Below are 19,885 nucleotides of genomic sequence, written 5' to 3' on the forward strand. Positions count from 1 at the left end.
ATTTTATTGAACAAACAAAACCATACATAATCATTTCATTATCTTTGGAAAATATCCAACTCGTTCACCATGAACTAATAATTGCTGAATAAATTCTTTGTTAATTGCTGGCACTACCAGTTCTTTTTTCTTAATCCATTCATTCGTTCTACGAGTACCCATTACAATTTCAGATTGTTGTGCTCCATCACCTGCAACTTGCGAAGCAATTAGCTCTGCTATTACTTCATCTTCCTTCGCTAACTTAAGTCCAGTATCTATATATTGTGAGAGTGAAACCATTTCAAGATTATATCCACATTCCTCAATTAGCTGTATGAAATGTTCAAATTCAATTTGATTTGGATGGCATATATGTAGCGTTTCCCCTACAACTTTTGGATCTTGTAAATACGCTACAATTGATTTACTAGCAAAATCAATTGGTGTAAAATCGATTTTCCACTTCACATTTGGAGCTTGTCCAATGAGTAACATCGCTTTAATAAGACGGTAAAATGCATTCCCTTCAATGTTTCGTTGGAATACACCTGTCTTCGAATGACATGCTAAGTTACCTGCACGATAAATATTTCCTTGTACACCGCCCTTTAAAGCTTCACGGACAAGGTTCTCTGCCTGCAATTTACTATCAGAATACACATTCTCTAACTCTACATCGTAATTAAAATCACCTGTTTCGATATATGTATCCCATTGCCCTATCGCTAATTCTATCGGAATACCAATTGTTGAAATAAAGTGGAATGACGCTCCTTCTTCTGTTAATGCTAGCATGCGGCTTGTTCCATGAACATTTACATTTATGAACTGAGATACATCTCCAAAGTGCCTTACATCTGCACCACAATGAATTACCGTATCAATCTTAGAACGTATGAGTAGAAACTCTTCTTCACTCATACCAAGATACTCTTCTCCAAGATCACCAGGTACTGCCGTTATACGTTGTAGCCAATCCTTACTTATATCATTAAAATAACTTGTTAATGTGTTAACAATTCTTTGTTGTATGTTTTGTGTCGGTCTTACTAAGCAATAAATGTGCGCTGTTGTATCTTTTAGTAATTCATATAAAATATGGGAACCTAAGTAGCCTGTAGCTCCTGTTAAAAAGATTTTTGAAACTGTGCCGCTTTTCACTTCTTTTATATGTGAAATTGGCCCTGGCTCATGAATTACTTTATATGCGCGAAATGCCTCTTCTTCCTCCACTTTTACTATCCTTTCAATTTGTGCTAACCCATATATTGTTCTTTCCTGGAAGAAGTCTTGAATTGTTAAATATGGAAAATTCTCTTTCAGTAAAGTTAAAACTCGTAACACCTTCAATGAATGTCCACCAATTGTAAAGAAATCATCATGAACACCTATTTTCGAGATTCCTAATACATCACCCCAAGCTTGTGCTATTTTCTTTTCCGCCTCAGTAGACGGTGCAACATATTCTTGTAGACGAACTGGTTCGTATTCTTCTTCCAGTTGTGCTAATCGCTTCAAATCAACTTTTTTATTCGGTGTAAGTGGCAATTCATTAATATAAATTAATTTAGATGGTACCATGTAATCTGGTAATTGTTCTCTTAAATCGTGTATTAAGGTTTCCATAGCAACTTCATTAATTGTTGTATAGAAAGCAACTAAATAATGGCTACCTTCTTCACTTTTTTTCGTAAACACAGCTGCATCTTTTATCATTTCGTATTTCGCAATTGTATTTTGGATTTCACCAAGCTCAATTCGGTGCCCCCTAATTTTCACTTGATTGTCTTTACGATATAGAAACTCAATGTTTCCATCTTCCAATACTTTTACAATATCACCTGTTTTATATATCCTACTATCGTGTTTTATGTGGTGCTGAATAAATACTTCTTCTGTTTTTTCTGGTTTATTAAAGTAACCCTTCGCTAAACCCACTGTTTCTATATACAATTCTCCCGGTATACCAATTGGACAAATCTTCATGTTGTCATTTAATATCCAAACTTTATAATTATCTGCTGGCTTTCCAATTGGAATACTAGCAAGTTTGTCATTTAAATCCTCTGGAATTGGATATGTTGTTGTTGTAATTGTACACTCTGTCGGACCATATGCATTATTTAGCTGAACATGGGTACCAATTCTCTCTCGCCATAATTTCACCACTTCAGCAGTAAGCATTTCTCCACCAACTGCAATTCTCTTTAATGAATCCAGCTTATACTTACTTTCGTCTGGAAGATATGTCGCTACTTGCTGTAAGAAAATTGTAGCTAAACCTAAAATAGATGTTGCCTTTGCTTTATAAATTGCATTTGCAAAAGCATCCACTGACATTCTTTGCTCATCTAATAATACATATACATTTCCACCACAAAATAATGATGCGAATAACTCCCAAATAGATGCATCAAAACTAAATGACGGGAACTGTGCGAAAATATCTTCTTCACTTAATTCGTAATGTCTTTGCATCCATGTACATAAATTCACTACTCCGCGATGTGCAAGCATGGTTCCTTTTGGATTGCCTGTAGAACCAGACGTGTAGATCATATATGCAATATCATCAAGGTGAATAGACAAGTTTACATCCGTCTCCGGAAACTGTTCCATATCGTAAAGAGATAATTCCCGAATATCCTCAAACGGTACTTTCGCTTCTTTCGTTAAAACTAATTTTGATTGGCTATCCTCAATAATATATTGCACTCGATTTGCTGGATAATCTGGGTCAATCGGAATATATGCCGCACCTGTTTTTAAAACGGCTACTATACTGACTACCGTATCAATACTTCTCTTCATAAAGATACCGACATAATCACCTTGTTTCACTCCATTATGTAATAACATGTGAGCAATTTGATTACTTTTTTTATTCAATTGTTCATATGTTAATGTTCCTTCCACTGAAGATAAAGCTATACGATTCGAAAATTTCCTTACGGTTTCATAAAACATATCCGCAATACTTTTATTCGGGTATGGTACTTCTGTGCAATTCATCTCTTTATATATCGCTAATTCTTCTTCTGTAATAATATTCATATCTACAACACATTGCTTTTCATTTGCAATACCTTGCTGAATTACATACTGAATTTGGTTCATATAGCGAAGCGCTGTTTTTTCCTCTAATTGCATTTCATTATAAGAAACTTCGAAACAATTATTCTTGAATTCAATAATGTTTAATTGACTATTTCTATTTTCTTTTCCGACTGTAATTGCAGGTTTCCCCCACTTTTCTTCATCGTACTGTAACAACACCTTTTGTACTTCTTCCATGCTCTCTAACTGCATCATTTGATCACTAATTTCTAATTTCAACTCTTCATAAGAAAGCTTTTGTGCAATCGTAATACATAACGGATAACTGCTATGTCCTATATAATAAGGAATGACTATTCGCTTTTCATTACTAATATGATGCAGCCATATAAAAGCTGCTACTATTACATCTAATTTCTTTTGTTCAATCCCTTTGCTACCCTTTACTTTCCTCTGCTTATATTCACTTACTTGAAAATCTTTCGGTATCATAAGCGGTTCATAATTATGTTGCAAAAATTGTTCATATCTCTCCATATATGAACGTTTTAACAAAATACTCATTCTGAATCCTCTCGCTCTCCATATTATAAAAATATAATGAAACTTTAATCATCGGAGGACATCTTCCCCCAATGATTAAAATCACACTACAACATCCTAAAATTCGGATATTAGATTATTATTTTTAGAGAGAAAGGTGCAGATTATATCTACACCTTATATTGTCATATTAACTTTTAAATTCCCCAATTAACTCTTGTAACTCCTGTGAAAGCCAGCTTAAAGAAGTAGCTAATTCAGCTATATCTTGTACTGACATTTCCTGTTCTTTCATACTCTCTTCAATATTACTACTACTATTCGCATACGTATTTGCAATATGTGATAGTTCATTTACAACACGAACAATGTTCTGGCTATTTTGCAATATATCACTTGAATTGCTAGAAACGGCTCTAACTTGATTTGTAACAGATTGGGCTGACTTTGAAATTTTCTCAAAGAAGGAACCACTACTTTGAACGAGTGTAATTCCAGACTCTACTTCTTTTGAACCTTTTTGCATTGAAACTACAGCCTCTTCTGCTTCGGCCTGTGTTTCCCCAATTAATTTAGCTATATCTTTTGCTGATGCTTCCGTTTGTTCTGCTAATTTTCGCACTTCATCAGCAACAACAGCAAATCCTCGTCCAGCAGCTCCAGCACGTGAAGCTTCAATAGAAGCATTTAAAGCTAATAAATTTGTTTGATTTGAAATGCCAGTAATTACAGTTACAATATCACTAATTTCTTTTGATCTTGTTTCCAACGAATAAATAATAGAAGATAAATCTTGTACTGCATTTTGGATCAAACTCATTTGATTAATAATTTGTTCAATAACTCCATTACCCTCAATTGAATGTTGCTCCATACCTTCTGAGGCAACCGCGACTTGTTTCGCAGCCCCTGTTATTTCTTCCATCTTATTTTCCATTTCATGTACAATACCTAAGCATTGTTGTACAGAATTTTCTTGAGACTGGGCACCAGCTCTTAATCCTACCATAGAACTCGCAATCTCTTGAACTGCCATGCTATTCTCCTCTGTACTTGCTGACAATTCTTGTGAAGATGAAGAAACTTGTTCTGCCGTCTGTTTCACTTTATCTATAATTCCTTTAAACTTCTCGATAGTATTATTAAAATATGCATTAATAATACCAATGTCATCTGGTCTTTCTTCTAATTTAATACTTAAATCTCCTTCGCCCACTTTACGCAACCCTTCGCGTAAATCTCGCAATGGAGCAAGTGAATTGCGCACAATTAAGAATTGGATAACTGTCGCAATTAAAACTGAAATACAAATAAACATTAAACCTTGCATCGTAAATTTCTTCTTTGTACTAGGAACAATAGAAGCATCTACATCAGCCGCAACAATCGCAACAATGGTTCCTTCTCCATCTGTAATTGGCTCTAATATCGTTACCCATGACCCTAGCTCATCTTCATATATTTCCGTTATTTGTGCTTTTTGTGTGCTCATTACTTTATCGTATGCCTTCATCCAATGAGCGGGTTGTTCATAATAATCTCCTGGTTTTACTGGAACAGCATTTGCTAATTCCGTAGTCAAACCAACTACCTGCAGCTCACCTTTTGTATTTGTTTTTGCTCCAACAACATACGTTTGTCCAACACTTCTCAATTCTTTTGTAACTTCATCTAACTGCTCTGTTAACTTTTCTCTTTTCTCTCTCTGTGCCGTTGGGTCCTTCGCAACATCTCTCAATATTTCTGCATCTAATTTATGTAATACCGCATCTCCAGTTTCAAAAGACTGCCTTTCAAATAAAGACATCATACTATTTTGAAACATGTTAAAACTTAACGCCCCCATACTACCTACAAGCGTCAAAATAACGAGTACAGTTAACAGTACATTTTTTTGAAGAAACGATAGCTTGTGCCAATATTTTTTCATTAACATCACCTTTCTAAATTAAACCCACATAAAATTTAAATATTAAAATATCTTTATACCTAATCGATAACCATTCTCAAACGGTTATAAATATAAAAAAAAGACCAATGAAAAAAGCATTGGTCAAGACCAACCCTATCCGTCCGGTAACTGGCTAGCATAGCCTTTCGACCTTAGCTCCTGTAGTTTTGCGTCCTCATGTTTCCATCAGTTTGCCTTTCTCGCTGAACGAGTTGAACGATATGGGAGTTCTATGAGAATTAAATTATTCTCTTTCAAAGATTACAACATACGGATTAAAATGTCCACTTATTTAGAGATATAAATGTAAAGTTCCAATGTATTATTTTTTCGAAATAATTTCAAAAAATACATGAATGTTACTTTTTTTGTGTTATATAATAAAAAATGTAGAAAAATCGAGGTTTCTTTTGATTATTTATTTAATTTTCATTCAAATTAAACTATTCGAATATATCTTAACTTATGAATTTCGGAGGTAGTTTATCATGTTTTGGCTACAATTTCTTACCTTATTACTCTGTATTTTTATTGGTGCACGCTTAGGCGGAGTTGGTTTAGGAGTAATGGGTGGAGTTGGTATGGCAATACTTGTTTTTGTCTTCCACTTACAACCAACCGCTCCTCCTATCGATGTAATGCTTATGATTTTAGCAGTAATTACTGCTGCGGGTGCTTTGCAAGCTGCTGGAGGAATGGACTATCTTGTTCATCTAGCTGAGAAAGCATTACGAAAAAATCCAAAGCGTATTACTTTTTTTGCTCCAATTGTTACTTATTTATTCACACTATGTGCTGGCACTGGTCACGTTGCCTATTCCGTACTTCCTGTTATCGCAGAAGTCTCTCGTGAATCAGGAATTAGACCTGAACGCCCAATGTCAATTGCCGTAATCGCTTCTCAACAAGCAATTACAGCTAGTCCCATTTCAGCTGCCACAGTTGCTCTTTTAGCAATGCTAGCTGACTATAAAATCACTTTATTAGATATTTTAAAAGTAAGTATCCCTTCCACTTTCATCGCTTGTATGGTTGCTGCATTTGTTGCTAGCAAAATGGGGAAAGAATTAAATGAAGACCCTGAATACTTAAAACGATTAAAAGAAGGAATGATTCCTAAGATTGAAGAGAAAAAAGAATTTGTCGGTGTAAAAGGCGCTAAATTATCAGTTATCCTTTTCCTATTAGGAACTTTCCTTGTCGTACTTCTTGGTTCATTTGAAGCACTTCGTCCAGGATGGATAGTTGATGGGAAGTTAGCCCGTCTTTCCATGCCAAACACAATTGAAATGGTTATGTTAACGATCGCAGCTCTTATTATTATTTTCTGTAAACCAAATGTAGAAAGCATTGTTTCTGGTAATGTCTTCAAAGCGGGCGCAACAGCAGTTGTTGCTATTTTCGGTATCGCTTGGATGGGAGATACTTTCTTTAACGGAAACTTAAATATGATTCAAGGATCTATTCAGCATTTAGTAACAAGTGCACCGTGGCTATTTGCTATCGCATTATTCATTCTATCTATTTTACTGTACAGCCAAGCAGCAACAGTTCGTGCTTTAATGCCACTTGGACTATCTCTTGGTATTCCACCAGCATTACTAATTGCGATGTTCCCTGCAGTAAACGGATACTTCTTCATTCCAAACTACGGGACAATCGTTGCTGCCATTAACTTTGACCGCACTGGTACAACAGGCATCGGGAAATATGTACTAAATCATAGCTTTATGATTCCTGGCCTAATTGCAACCTTTACTTCTATCGGAATTGGAATGCTCTTAATATCAATTATGTTTTAAAGAAAAAGCACAAACCTACAATTTTAAAGGGTTTGTGCTTTTTTAATCAAACGTTTGTTTAAATATTTTTAAACGTCATTCTTCCATTATATTCTTTACTTATTTGTGTAAAGTTCCTTTTTTCTACAAACTCTTATTTACTTCCTCTACTAGCTTCTTCGTACTTTCATAAGCAGATTCAGCTAAACTAATCGCGGAAATAACGGAAACACCGTCCGCACCGGATTCTATAACAGAAGCGGTATTTTCAATTGTAATGCCACCAATCCCAACGATTGGTATTGTAATTCCTTGTTCTCTAAAATGAGCTAATCCTTTCGTTCCTTGAACAGCTTTCGTGTCTTTTTTTGTACTCGTTGGGAAAATAGGTCCAACGCCTAAATAGTCAGCCCCATTTTCAATTGCCCAGCGCGCTTCTTCAATTGTATGTGTAGATACACCGATAATTTTATCACCCATTCTTTCACGAACAGATGTAATTCCCTCATCATCCTGTCCAACGTGAACACCATCTGCATCTAGTTCAATGGCTAATTCAACATCGTCATTTACAATAAACGGTACACCATACTCCTTGCAAAGTGCTTGCACCTCTTTGGCAAACTGTAAACGTTTCTCTCCCGTTAAAGCTCCTTCTCCCTTTTCACGAAATTGGAAAAGTGTCACTCCGCCATCTAACGCTTCTTTCAATACAGCTAGCGGATCCTTCATGCAATTATTACTTCCCATAATAAAATACACTTGCAATAGCTTAGACATTTTATCTATTTCAATGCGTGCCATTTCTTTCACTCCCTCTTACTCTAACTCCTCAATCTTTCCATACTTCTCAATATCATCTGAAGTTGTATTCGCTAATTGATTTAAAAATTCAATTTGGAAACTACCAGGACCTTTTTCTACTGTTTTAGCCGCTGCTAGTTCCGCTGCGACTCCATAAAATGTTAATGCCGCCGCGGCTGCCTTTACGTAATCTTTTTCTACCGCTGTAAAAGCTCCTATTACAGAAGTTAGTAAACAACCTGTTCCCGTAACTTTCGTTAAAATAGGATGACCATTTCGAATAAAAACAGTTCGCTCTCCATCTGTAACAACATCTTCTTGTCCAGTAATTACCGCAACTGTATTCAATTCGTCTGCTGCCTGTTTTGCAATACTTACAACATTCCCTTGTCCAGCACCAGCATCTACCCCTTTAATTTCCCATCTCTCATTAATAACGTTCGCTATTTCTGCTGCATTTCCGCGGATAACAGCTAAATCTATTTCAGCTGGAATATGTCTCGCAACTTCTGTTCGATACGACGTTGCTCCTGCACCAACTGGATCAAACAACACAGGTACATTGTTCATATTTGCTGCTTTACCAGCAAGTAACATCGCTTCTACTTCCTCAGGACGAAGTGTCCCCATGTTTAATACTAAAGCTCCCGCAATGCTAGCCATTTCTGCTACTTCTTCTTTTGCATACGCCATTACAGGCGATGCCCCTAACGCTAACAAACCGTTAGCTGTAAAATTTGTTACAACAACATTTGTAATATTATGAACGAGCGGATTAGAATCTCTTACTAAATCCACTACTTTACTAATTTCTTGTACATTCATTTTTTTCATCTCCTAACTATAATGGTGGGAGATACACAAAAAGACACTTTGCGTACGCAAAGTGTCTGAATATGTGCTTTTACACTCTCCCTACGCTGGCATTATCCAACAGGTTCAAATGGTCAATGACGGATTGATAGTCATACTCTCAGTTTGCATCCACAAACTCCCATGTGTTTATTATTCATCTACTTCAAAGTCTACTCTTATTCTAATAAAATAACAAGTTCTTTACCTTTCCGTCCTTAAAATGACAATACGGTCTGAATAACAAGAAACAAATTTTTTTGCTATTTTAATAGAAACATCTTCAACACCATTTTCATTTCCATTCATCAAAAAGCATTCAAACTTCGCGCGTAACTGAATCTCAAGAAGATGTATGCTATATTTAACGTATGGAATTTTGAAAGGATGTTTTAAATATGGTAAAAAGCGTTGTAATCGCTGAAAAACCTTCCGTTGCACGAGATATTGCTCGCGTACTGAAGTGTGGTCAACTCCCCCCACTGAGTTAAAACGTTTCAGTAGGGTATTGAGTTAGAACGCTAGGTCTTTTCGTCTATCGCTAGACAGTTTGACGCTCTAGCATTCATGCCACCTTATGGTAACACCCCAAGTAAGTTTTTGGTTGGTACTGGAAACGAACAATAGTTTCCCCACTTGCACCGCCCTTTCGAGAAAGAGCAATTCTTCCTTTTGGAAGAAGCCACCACTCAGATGAATCCGGCGTGTGCTACAAGCCCCGACAAGTCGAGTACACATGGATGGTTGACACACCCACTAAACTATGCGCGAAGCAACAGCCTTACGTTTTTGCACCTCTAATAGAATCGGCGTTTTCACTTTGAGATTTTCATCCAATTCTACAACTTTTGATTTTTGCAATGTGTTCAACGCACCATTAATATCAGCGTGGATACATGCCCCTGCTTTACTTTGGTACAGACCACGAGTGATTCGTTTGCCACTAAAGTGATAATGCGTCCTATCATCCTTAGACCAAACTGGCACCCTATCTTTATCAAGAAAACTAGCTTTTGAAGTATAACTTTCTTCTTGTTTCAAAAATCGGATGCCTTCTTTTACACATTTATTCTCAATTGCTGCGATCAGTTTATGAAAGGGGATTTGAACAAATTTTTGATTATTCTTTTTTTCCATATCAGATTTTTGTTTCCAACCAGCGTTATAGCCTATGACAACCGTATCTATGCTAAATGCTTTCACTTTTTTGAACAACAAGCCTACAGTTTGTGAAATGTAACCATTTATTTGTCTTTCCCGTTTATGCCAAAGTGTAGCCATTTGATTTGTTACAACTCGTTTCGAGATTCCATTTTTCATATTTTTCCGTTGGAGATTACTTATCATTTTGTTGAAGTACTGATTAATAGATTTTAGTTTTTTTCCATCAATTAAAAATGCATCACCTGTATTTGTCACGCAACTTAACAATCTGTCTACACCTAAATCGCAACTCAAAGCGTTACTAGTAGTCGTGGATGTTTTCTTCATTTGAGAAACGTGCATTTCATATGTATAATGCACCTCAAAGAACCGACCTTTTTGCTTCGGTACAATTTCAATGTAGGAGATTTTTTATTTATTAAATTTTTAGGCATACGTATTTTAATGGATCCAAATTTTTTCCTGAATGCAACACTCATCGGAATCATCCAATACCCGTTATCATCCACTTTTGGAACTTGATAGATTTCAATAATTCGTTTGTCAGTGGAACGAGAATAATTCGGAAACTTCGGACGACCTGTGAATGTTTCAGGTTTTTTCTTCCACTGTTCCCATGCTTTAAAAAAGCCCGTCACTTCTGTAAATAAGGCTCTACGAATGGCTTGAACAGAGTTTGATTGCATGCTCGAGTAGTTCATATCGGCTTGCATAGCAGTGTCCACTTCTTTTACAGTAGCCATTTTATTATGGTTCAAATAACTTTGTTTAATCGTGTACAAGCCAACATTTCGCAGTGCTTTTGAACTATGCGACATGCGCTGAAGTAAACGAAATTCTTTAGCTGTGAGACAAGCTCGTCCGATATTCTGTTTCTGAGTGAATCGTTGTATGTTTTCCCTTTTCTTTTGTTTACGTAATACTTTCACCGCTTTCTTTCTGTCCATTGTTTTCACCACCTTTCTTAGAGGGTTCATTAAAATTATTTCTTTCCTAAGATAAAACATCATCTTAGGAAATCTCGTTTCACGAAACGCGAACTAACACTTTTGTAACTGTTAATTACTTTTGACAAATCAATATTTGGAACGAAATAGAACAAAATGTGAACATGTTCTTCATCATAATTCCTTTTGGTTCAAGTAACCGAATTATTATTATCCAATTTCGTTGTCTTACGATATATTCCCTCCTTATCTACGACAGATTATATCGTAAGACAAAAAGAAAAAAATATTCATCCTCTAAAAATTATTATGAAAGAAACAAAAGTGTTTGGTCTATTGACTGACGACAATTCATCTGGACCTGAATTGTTGATCTTCACCCGTAACACAAATCAGATGGAGTCTCCTTACCAAAAAAGATAAAAAAGGAAACGGCTATCTTGAAGGTAGTAAATATATTGTAACTTGGGCTTTAGGTCATCTCGTTACATTAGCAGCCCCAGAAAGCTATGATGTGAAATATAAAAAGTGGGATTTAAAAGATTTACCGATGCTACCGGAGCGTTTGAAATTAACGGTTATTAAACAAACTGAGAAACAATTCAATGCTGTGAAAAGCCAACTACTTAGAAAAGATGTAAGTGAAATTATTGTAGCGACAGACATAGATTTATCTCTATAAAATATAACTGTACATAAATCCTAAAACACCTTTCATCCTTGATATAACAATGATATCTAATACTTTTTACAATTGCACATAAAAAGAAGCACATAATTTTTCTTTAAATTATGTGCTTTTTATTTATTAAATGAAGTATTTTATATTTAAATATTATAAAATCAAACTGGATATAATAGGAATTAAAAGGAGGATTTTATGTACATTTCGGAGTTAACAATAAACAATTTTAGATCTTTTAATAAAAAAACAACGCTAAATTTTAATGATGGGATTAATGTAATTATTGGACAAAATAATGCTGGTAAAACAACTGTCATAAAGGCATTAGATATACTCTTCAATAATTCTTCGAGTAAAAGGTTAAACATTAACGATTTTAATCGTAATGCCTCGATTGAAGAACTAAAAGTGTGCCCACCTAAAATATATATATCTGCCAAACTACAAGAATCTGAAAATGAAAGTGAATACTCAGATGAATTAGTGACAGTAGCTACCTGGTTAACAACCCTTAATACACCGTATGAAGCTACAATTACTTATGAATATTTCTTACCTGAAAGAGAAGCAGCTGAATATACAAATTTAATGAAAAAAATATCGACTGAAGATATTAATCAATATTGGAAAGCTATTGAACATAATTTCTTAAAAAAGTATGTTCATAGAGTATACGTTGGAAATCCTGAATTCAAAAATTCTGTGCAGAATGATGAAATAAATCGTTTTGATTTTCAATTTTTAACTGCAATTCGTGATGTCGAAAGAGATTTATTCAAAGGAAATAACAGCCTTTTAAGAGAAGTAATAGACTTTTTTATGGACTACGATATTAAAAGTAACAGTGATTTAGAAAAAAAGGAAAAAATAGAACAAATTCAAAAGAAAAAAAGAGACTTCTCAGTTGGATCAAAGAAGATAATTGAATCACTTCAGCAACGTATGAGAAACGGTGAAGAACAAATTTTAAAGTATGTCAATAATACTGGGGCTGGAATTGATGAATCTAAACCCTCATTTGATGGAGGAATTTTGGACACCGAATTATATTCAGCATTAAGACTCATTGTCGAAAAAGAATCTGGAATTAAGCTACCTGCCATTAGCAATGGGCTAGGCTATAATAATTTAATTTATATCTCCCTTTTACTATCAAAAATGCAAAAAGATGCTTCTGGAGAATATTTAGGGTCAAATGCTAAAGTGTTCTCCATATTAGCTATTGAGGAACCGGAAGCACATTTACATCCAAGTATGCAATATAAGTTTTTACAATTTCTAAAAGAAAATAAAGATTCAGATGTTAACCAAATATTTATTACTTCACATTCTCCAAATATAACTGCTGCAGTTGATTTAGAAGATATTTTAGTTATTCAAAAAATTAATGAAGAAATTAAAATAGCATATCCAAGTAAAGTATTCAATGATTCAAGTGAGGAAGATGTCATATCACGAAATTACGTAAAAAGATTTTTAGATGTAACAAAAGCGGATTTATTTTTTGCGCAAAATGTAATTCTAGTAGAGGGTATTGCTGAACAACTCGTTATTCCTGAATTTGCAAATTCAATGAATTTAAATTTAGCAGACAGCCATACCACTGTATTGAATATTGGGGGAAGATATTTCAACCATTTCTTAAAATTATTTGATACTAATCGCTGTGAATTTGCTTTAACCAAAAAAGTAGCATGTATAACTGATTTAGATCCCCTTAGAAAATCGAAAAATTGCGTAGACGAGGATAATAATTGGAAAACATGCCTTCCCATTTTTTTAGATTTACAACCTGAAGAATATGAATATAAACAAACTTCTAATACACTCGTAGGAACATATAACCAGCATGATTCAAAAATTAAGGTTTTTACACAGACTTATGGAAAAAGTTCTACATTTGAGTATGATGTGGTTTTAAAAAATCCAGCTTGCACAGAATTAATAACCTCCTCTGTTTCTAATGCTCAGGAGCTTAAAGATTTAATGAACCTTGTTATAAAAGATAAACCTATAAAAGAAATAGTTGAAAGAATACGGAAGAATGCCTTTAAAGACGAGCTTTCAAACTTGCTTGCTCTTGGATTACTAAAAGATAATTTAAGCGTAAAGAAAGGTATAATTGCTAGTCGATATTTACTATCTATTTCTAAAGGTGAAGCAGCTCAAGAAATTGCTTATATCATAAGTACAGCTGAACAAGGCTCAATTGAACCACCAGATTATATAAGTGAGGCGATAAAATGGATTTGTCAGTAGCTACGGAATTGAAAAATAGTACAAGTATCATACCTATTGATGAGCATTTTAAATTATATGCTGGACCTGGTGCAGGAAAAACTACTTTTCTAACCAATCATATTAAAAGAATTCTACATCAATCAAGTAAACTTGGAAAAGCAAAAAAAGTCGCTTGCATTACTTATACCAATACTGCTGTTAATACTCTTATTAATAAACTCGAAGATTCCATTGAATCATTAGAAATATGCACAATACATAGCTTCTGCTATAAGCATATTGTAAAACCATACATTTGGGTTCTAAAAGATAACCCTTTACCTATTGATAAAATAGACGGCCATGAACAAATTAAGTTACGACGTAGTCAAATAATCCAATTGAAAACTGATATCGGCCAGCGTTATTTAGATGATGCGGAACTAGCTGACGTTTTAAATAAACTCCAATGGTTTTTGGAAGATGGAATACCCATATTAAAATTTTTAAATGCTCACGATGGTAGACTAGGGAAATATTTCTTAAAAGAAGAAGCGTATTATAAGTATAAAAATTTATATTGGGCTGAAGGAAAGCTGAGTCATGATGATGTCCTCTATTTTGCTTATAGAATTTTAATGGAAGACGACAGAATAAAGGACATCATCAGAGCTAAATTCCCGTATATACTAATTGACGAATTTCAAGACACAAGCCCGTTACAAACAGAGATTATTAAAATAATCGGTCAAAAAGAAACCAATATAGGATTAATTGGTGATTTGTGTCAATCCATTTATTCTTTTCAGGGCGCTAATGTAGAGTCGTTCGAGATTTTTTCACTTGAAAATATGAATCTATATACTTTAAAGGGTAATCATAGATCAAGTAGCAAGATTATAAATGTCCTTAACCATATGCGTAAAGGAAAAGACTTTGAGCAGTTTTCTCCCGACCATAAATCTGGTGAATCACCTTCTTTACTTATAGGAACAAAAAAAAGTGCTTACCAGTACTTGCATGAAAAATCAAAAAGGCCAGTTGTATTAACCTATAAAAAAGAAACCTCAAGTTCTATTGAATATGATACAGAATCACTTGAAGATCTAAATTTTAATGTTATTCTTCAAGATTCAAACGGTGATAGAGGATGGAGAATTTTTCATATAATCCAATCTATTGAACTCGCTAAACAATTTCAACTAAAAGAAGCCTTAAAAATCATGAAAAGGGCTTATCGTAAAGAAATATCCTTTACTGATAAAGATGCTTTTATTAATCTAAAAAGACTTTTAAATATGTACAATGAATTTGAAAATAAGAGCATTACTTATTTCCATAATGATTTTATTTTAGGACAGTATAATGTTACTGGACTTATCTCTAGGGGAGCAGTAAAAGCATTATATGATGGGCTAACTTATAAGAAGGTAGTTATTCAGATGAAAATTTTAGAAGAAATGAGTAACTTCAAAACCATACATCATTCTAAAGGAGATGAATTTGAAAATGTTTTAGTAATGGTTCCTGAGAAAAAACGAGGAACAGCGTTATCCTTTCTATTATCACCTAACATGAACATAGAAGAACATCGAGTTTATTATGTTGCACTAAGTAGGGCAATTTCTGGACTCTATATTAATATTGAAAAATTAGAAGAAAATGAAAAAGAGGCACTCACAAAGATTGGTTTTGAAATAATACAAGTAGACGAATCAGCTGAAGTAAATATTTCTACTAAGGAACTAGTTACACCTTTATAATAAAACCAATTAGAATTTTCAAGGGAATATTTCATATATATTTAATTATATTTTATATAATTATAAAAAGAAGGTGGAACATCACCTTCTTTTTATTCATTTATATATCATCATACCAATATACAAAATAATTTTCTTTTAACTATCAGTTCGAACTTTACCAGATAATTCAAACAACTAATTATGATAAAATACATATTATCTAGAATAAATTTATTTTATGGAGTGATTGAACTATGTCAAGAAAAGCTCTTGTAACAGAAAGTAATCGGTACTTAGAACAAGCACATTTAGCAAGACGTCAACAAGATGAAAATACTGAAAGAGAAAGTTTACAAAAATTTTTCGAGTTATTCGAAAAGTTATTACCTAAAGATAGAATACATATGGAAGAAAATCTTTATTATCCCTATAGAAATATAGCTAGATTCTTAGCTAACTCAAATGAGTTTGCAGATTGTATTAAATACATAAACCGTGCTACTGCTCACTCTAAATATAGCAATGAATTATTGGATAACAAAGTTAATATGAAACTCCTTCAATCTCGTTCGTATTTAATGTTATACCTTCAAGATGGTGCTTCAAATCATTTAAAAACAGCAAAAGAATTAATAGATAATATAAGTGTTGATATTGATAAAGTTATCAACGCTTCACTTTTAAATGACTTCTCAGACTTACAAGAAATTTATTCTGCAATTGTCCAAAACAATGTATGGACAACGATAAATTTAGAACTACCCTTTCCTATAATCGCCTCTGAAAGGCCTATTTCTTTTATTTATAAAGAAACACAAATTACTCTTCAAATTGAAGTAATAGATAGCCCCTATAAAATATTGAATGTTGAAGGAACTGGATTTATTGAGATAATTGAAGATAAATATGGATTAGCAAACCGTTCTAAAGCAAGCCTATCAATAAATAAATATTTACATCCTGATTTAGATATAAACCTAGTTGGCATTTCAGAAACTAATCAAATTTCTGAAGTAATTGCAGAATGTATAGAAGTCTTGAATTTTTTCATTGAGCATTTTAGAGTTACCACCGGGAAATATTGGATAGAGACTATTTCACATAAGATGCTTTCCCAACACAGTGTTGTAATTAAGGCTGGAAATCAAACGATTAGAAATATTCCTCTGGCTGATTCCACTTCATACTATAAACTCAGCCCCAATATCCCTTGGATTACAAAAGATAAAGAAACCTTTTTAATCGAAAATCTTAGTAAGATTGAATTACCACTATGGAAATCGTTACTTCTCGATTCAAAAGATTACTTTCTTAGAGGAAAACATAAAGAAGCAATCGTATCAATAAACAGCGCATTTGAAAACTTTTTAGCTATTGAGGTTAAAAACCATTTAGCAAAGGGAATGTCGACTGATGAAATAACAACATTTCTAAACGGAAAACCCATTTATGAAAATTTCTTCTTAAATGAGTTCATAAGCGAAGAAAAATTTAATGCAGCAATACAAGAAGGTATCATCAATAATATGCCTCCAACAACCTTTACCATTATGAAAAAATGCAATCAAATTTCACCTTTAGGCATTAGCAACAGCCAATTGCAAAGATTGGTCTCAAGAATAAGATCTAAAAGAAATGATGTTGTACACGGTAAAGAAGACGTTATTGTAAGCACCAAAAATGTAAAAGATGCAATTGAATCTTTAGAAAAACTTATATCACTTTTTCTAAGCTGATTTTCACTTTTCAATCTTAATACAAAAAAAGAATTGCCCAGCAAAATTATTGATGGGCAATTCTTTTTTATTAGTTTAATCGAATTTTAATTTCTTTAAAGCTTCTGCGAACGGATTGTTTAATGGTTCTTCTTCTTTGTTCTGTTGTTTCATATATTTTTGAACATCGCGTTTATCAGCTTTGTTTCCAGATTCTTTTTTACGTCTTTCTTGGAATGTAGAAAGTTTTTCGCGATGGCCACATTTACATGCGAAAATTTGGCCATCGCCTTCACCGCGTAATTCTAATTTCTTCTTACACTGCGGGCAGCGTGCGTTTGTAGTGCGGGATACATTTTTACGGTGACCACATTCACGATCTTGGCATACAAGCATTTTGCCTTTTTTACCGTTTACTTCTAACATCGGTTTGCCGCAGTCTGGACAAGACTTCGTTGAAATGTTGTCATGTTTATATTTTTTATCACTCGATTTAATTTCAGAAACAATTTCTTTCGTATAGTTCTTCATTTCAGAAATGAATACTTCTTTTTTTAGCTTACCTTTTTCGATAGCCTCAAGTTTTTGTTCCCATTCACCAGTTAGTGTAGGGGATTTTAACTCTTCTGGTACTAAATCAAGTAACTGACGGCCTTTTGAAGTAATATGAATATCTTTGCCACGTTTTTCAATTAAGAACGAATTGAATAGCTTGTCGATAATATCAGCACGCGTTGCTACAGTACCTAACCCACCAGTCGATTTTAACGTATCAGCAAGTTGCTTATTCTGTGTATCCATATATTTTGTAGGATTCTCCATTGCTGAAAGTAAAGTCGCTTCGTTAAAGCGTGCAGGTGCTTTCGTTTGACCTGATGTTTGCATAATTAACTTTACAGTTAATGTATCGCCCTTTTCAATGTGAGGTAGAAGCTGCTCTTTTACGTCATCAGTTACATCATCGTCTTCAAATCGATTTTCGTATACTTCCTTCCAACCAGCATGTAAAATCGTTTTTCCGCGTGCAATGAACGTTTCACTACCAACTTTGGTACGTAATGTTAGTTGCTCGTATTCGAATGCTGGGAATAAAACAGCCAAGAAACGCTTTACAACTAAATCATAAATTTTGCGTTCCTTATCTGTGAAGGCTGAGAAGTTAACGTATCCTTCTGTTGGAATAATCGCATGATGATCGCTTACTTTACTATCATCAACAAATGATTTGTTAGGTTTGATAGGCTTTTGTAATACTTTATGTGCTAAAGGACGGTACTCTCCAATGCCACATGCTTTTAGACGTTCTGGAAGTGTTCCAACGATATCAGATGAAATATAGCGTGAATCTGTACGAGGGTACGTCAGCACTTTATGTTGTTCATACAATTTCTGCATAATGTTTAATGTTTCTTTCGCAGAGTAACCGAACTTTTTATTTGCATCACGTTGCAATTCAGTTAAATCGTACAGACCAGGAGAGAATGACTTCTTCTGTTTCTTATCAATTTCCACAACAGTAGCATTTTGTTTATCTAGACCTTTTACGATGTTATCAATTTTTTCTTTATTAAAACTACGACTATTACCGTTTGCATCTTGCCAAGTTAGTTTTAACTTATCGGTTGTTTGAGCTTCGATACCGTAGTATGTTTGAGCTTTAAAGTTTTTAATTTCATCCTCACGACCAGCAATAATAGCTACAGTTGGAGTTTGTACACGCCCACAGTTTAATTGAGCATTGAATTTTGTTGTTAATGCACGAGTAGCATTTAAGCCAATATACCAATCTGCTTCAGAGCGGGCAACGGCTGAGGCATATAAATTGTCATATGCTTTACCTGGTTTTAAATTATTAAAACCATCCTTAATTGCTTTGTCTGTTACAGAGGAAATCCATAAACGCTTAATTGGTTTATTCACCCTTGCTTTTTCAATTATCCAACGTGCAACTAACTCCCCTTCTCTTCCAGCATCTGTGGCCACAATCACCTCATTAACATCATTTCGAGTAAGTTGATGTTTCACAGCATTAAACTGTTTTCCAGTTTGTTTTATAACAACTAATTTCATACGTTCTGGAAGCATAGGAAGATCTTCAAGATTCCATGTTTTATACTTATTATCATAAGCCTCTGGGTCTGCAAGCGTCACTAAATGCCCTAGAGCCCAAGTCACAATGTATTTGTCACCTTCTAAAAATCCATTACCTTTTTTTGTACACTTTAATACTGTTGCTATATCACGTGCAACTGATGGTTTCTCAGCAATTACTACACTCTTTGCCATTTATTCAAACTCCTTTACTAACTATATAACGTTTAATATACCACAGTTTTCAAGAAGAACAGTAAGGAACACCTTTTATGTAGCAAGCATAATTAACATAGCTCGTTTAAAAACCACTAAGCGGAAGCATTAAAAAAATTAAAATTTGATTAA

9 protein-coding genes, 3 pseudogenes and 2 riboswitches are annotated in these 19,885 nt (G+C 34.0%); of the genes and pseudogenes, 5 read left to right on the forward strand and 7 right to left on the reverse strand.

Annotation, left to right across the window (positions count from 1 at the left end; genetic code table 11):
* Positions 1-30: 30 nt before the first annotated feature.
* Positions 31-3,603, reverse strand: coding sequence for a non-ribosomal peptide synthetase (locus tag EUC40_RS23740; protein WP_156576750.1), 3,573 nt, complete (start codon positions 3,601-3,603; stop codon positions 31-33).
* Positions 3,604-3,772: 169 nt separating this feature from the next.
* Entirely contained in the window at positions 3,773-5,512 is a 1,740-nt protein-coding gene (locus EUC40_RS23745; RefSeq protein WP_071710491.1) for a methyl-accepting chemotaxis protein, read from the reverse strand.
* Between the two features lie 142 nt (positions 5,513-5,654).
* A riboswitch (cyclic di-GMP riboswitch) is annotated at positions 5,655-5,739 on the reverse strand.
* Between the two features lie 282 nt (positions 5,740-6,021).
* On the opposite strand from EUC40_RS23745, the gene EUC40_RS23750 reads away from it, so the two are divergent.
* On the forward strand, positions 6,022-7,335 hold the full coding sequence (locus EUC40_RS23750) for an anaerobic C4-dicarboxylate transporter family protein (RefSeq protein ID WP_063221629.1): 1,314 nt from the start codon (positions 6,022-6,024) through the stop codon (positions 7,333-7,335).
* Positions 7,336-7,458: 123 nt separating this feature from the next.
* Here the strand turns inward: EUC40_RS23750 and thiE are convergent, their stop codons facing one another.
* From thiE to EUC40_RS27375, 4 genes and pseudogenes are all read right to left on the reverse strand, one after another.
* Positions 7,459-8,118 (reverse strand): thiamine phosphate synthase, encoded by a 660-nt coding sequence (thiE, locus tag EUC40_RS23755; protein WP_156576751.1) that lies wholly within the window; start codon positions 8,116-8,118, stop codon positions 7,459-7,461.
* 15 nt (positions 8,119-8,133) lie between these two features.
* Positions 8,134-8,943, reverse strand: a complete 810-nt coding sequence (gene thiM, locus EUC40_RS23760; RefSeq protein ID WP_156576752.1) for a hydroxyethylthiazole kinase — start codon at positions 8,941-8,943, stop codon at positions 8,134-8,136.
* Between the two features lie 70 nt (positions 8,944-9,013).
* Positions 9,014-9,126: riboswitch (TPP riboswitch) on the reverse strand.
* Between the two features lie 600 nt (positions 9,127-9,726).
* A pseudogene (locus EUC40_RS23765) lies at positions 9,727-11,081 on the reverse strand (RNA-guided endonuclease TnpB family protein).
* A 68-nt stretch (positions 11,082-11,149) separates the two neighbouring features.
* Positions 11,150-11,263: pseudogene (locus tag EUC40_RS27375) on the reverse strand (transposase); the annotation flags it as partial.
* A 209-nt stretch (positions 11,264-11,472) separates the two neighbouring features.
* On the opposite strand from EUC40_RS27375, the pseudogene EUC40_RS23775 reads away from it, so the two are divergent.
* From EUC40_RS23775 to EUC40_RS23790, 4 genes and pseudogenes are all read left to right on the forward strand, one after another.
* Positions 11,473-11,745, forward strand: a pseudogene (locus EUC40_RS23775) (toprim domain-containing protein); the annotation flags it as partial.
* Between the two features lie 216 nt (positions 11,746-11,961).
* Positions 11,962-14,025, forward strand: a complete 2,064-nt coding sequence (locus tag EUC40_RS23780) for an ATP-dependent nuclease (RefSeq protein ID WP_156576753.1) — start codon at positions 11,962-11,964, stop codon at positions 14,023-14,025.
* Positions 14,010-15,749, forward strand: coding sequence for an ATP-dependent helicase (locus EUC40_RS23785; protein WP_156576754.1), 1,740 nt, complete (start codon positions 14,010-14,012; stop codon positions 15,747-15,749). Before EUC40_RS23780 ends, EUC40_RS23785 begins: the two co-directional genes overlap by 16 nt.
* Positions 15,750-15,985: 236 nt before the next feature.
* Positions 15,986-17,467: a hypothetical protein gene (locus EUC40_RS23790; protein ID WP_156576755.1), complete on the forward strand. Its 1,482-nt coding sequence runs from the start codon at positions 15,986-15,988 to the stop codon at positions 17,465-17,467.
* A gap of 75 nt (positions 17,468-17,542) precedes the next feature.
* Here EUC40_RS23790 and topB read toward each other — a convergent pair whose 3' ends face one another.
* Complete coding sequence (topB, locus tag EUC40_RS23795) at positions 17,543-19,732, reverse strand: DNA topoisomerase III (protein ID WP_156576756.1); 2,190 nt, start codon at positions 19,730-19,732, stop codon at positions 17,543-17,545.
* Positions 19,733-19,885 lie beyond the last annotated feature (153 nt).

This window comes from Bacillus luti (assembly GCF_009739945.1).
Lineage (GTDB): Bacteria > Bacillota > Bacilli > Bacillales > Bacillaceae_G > Bacillus_A > Bacillus_A luti.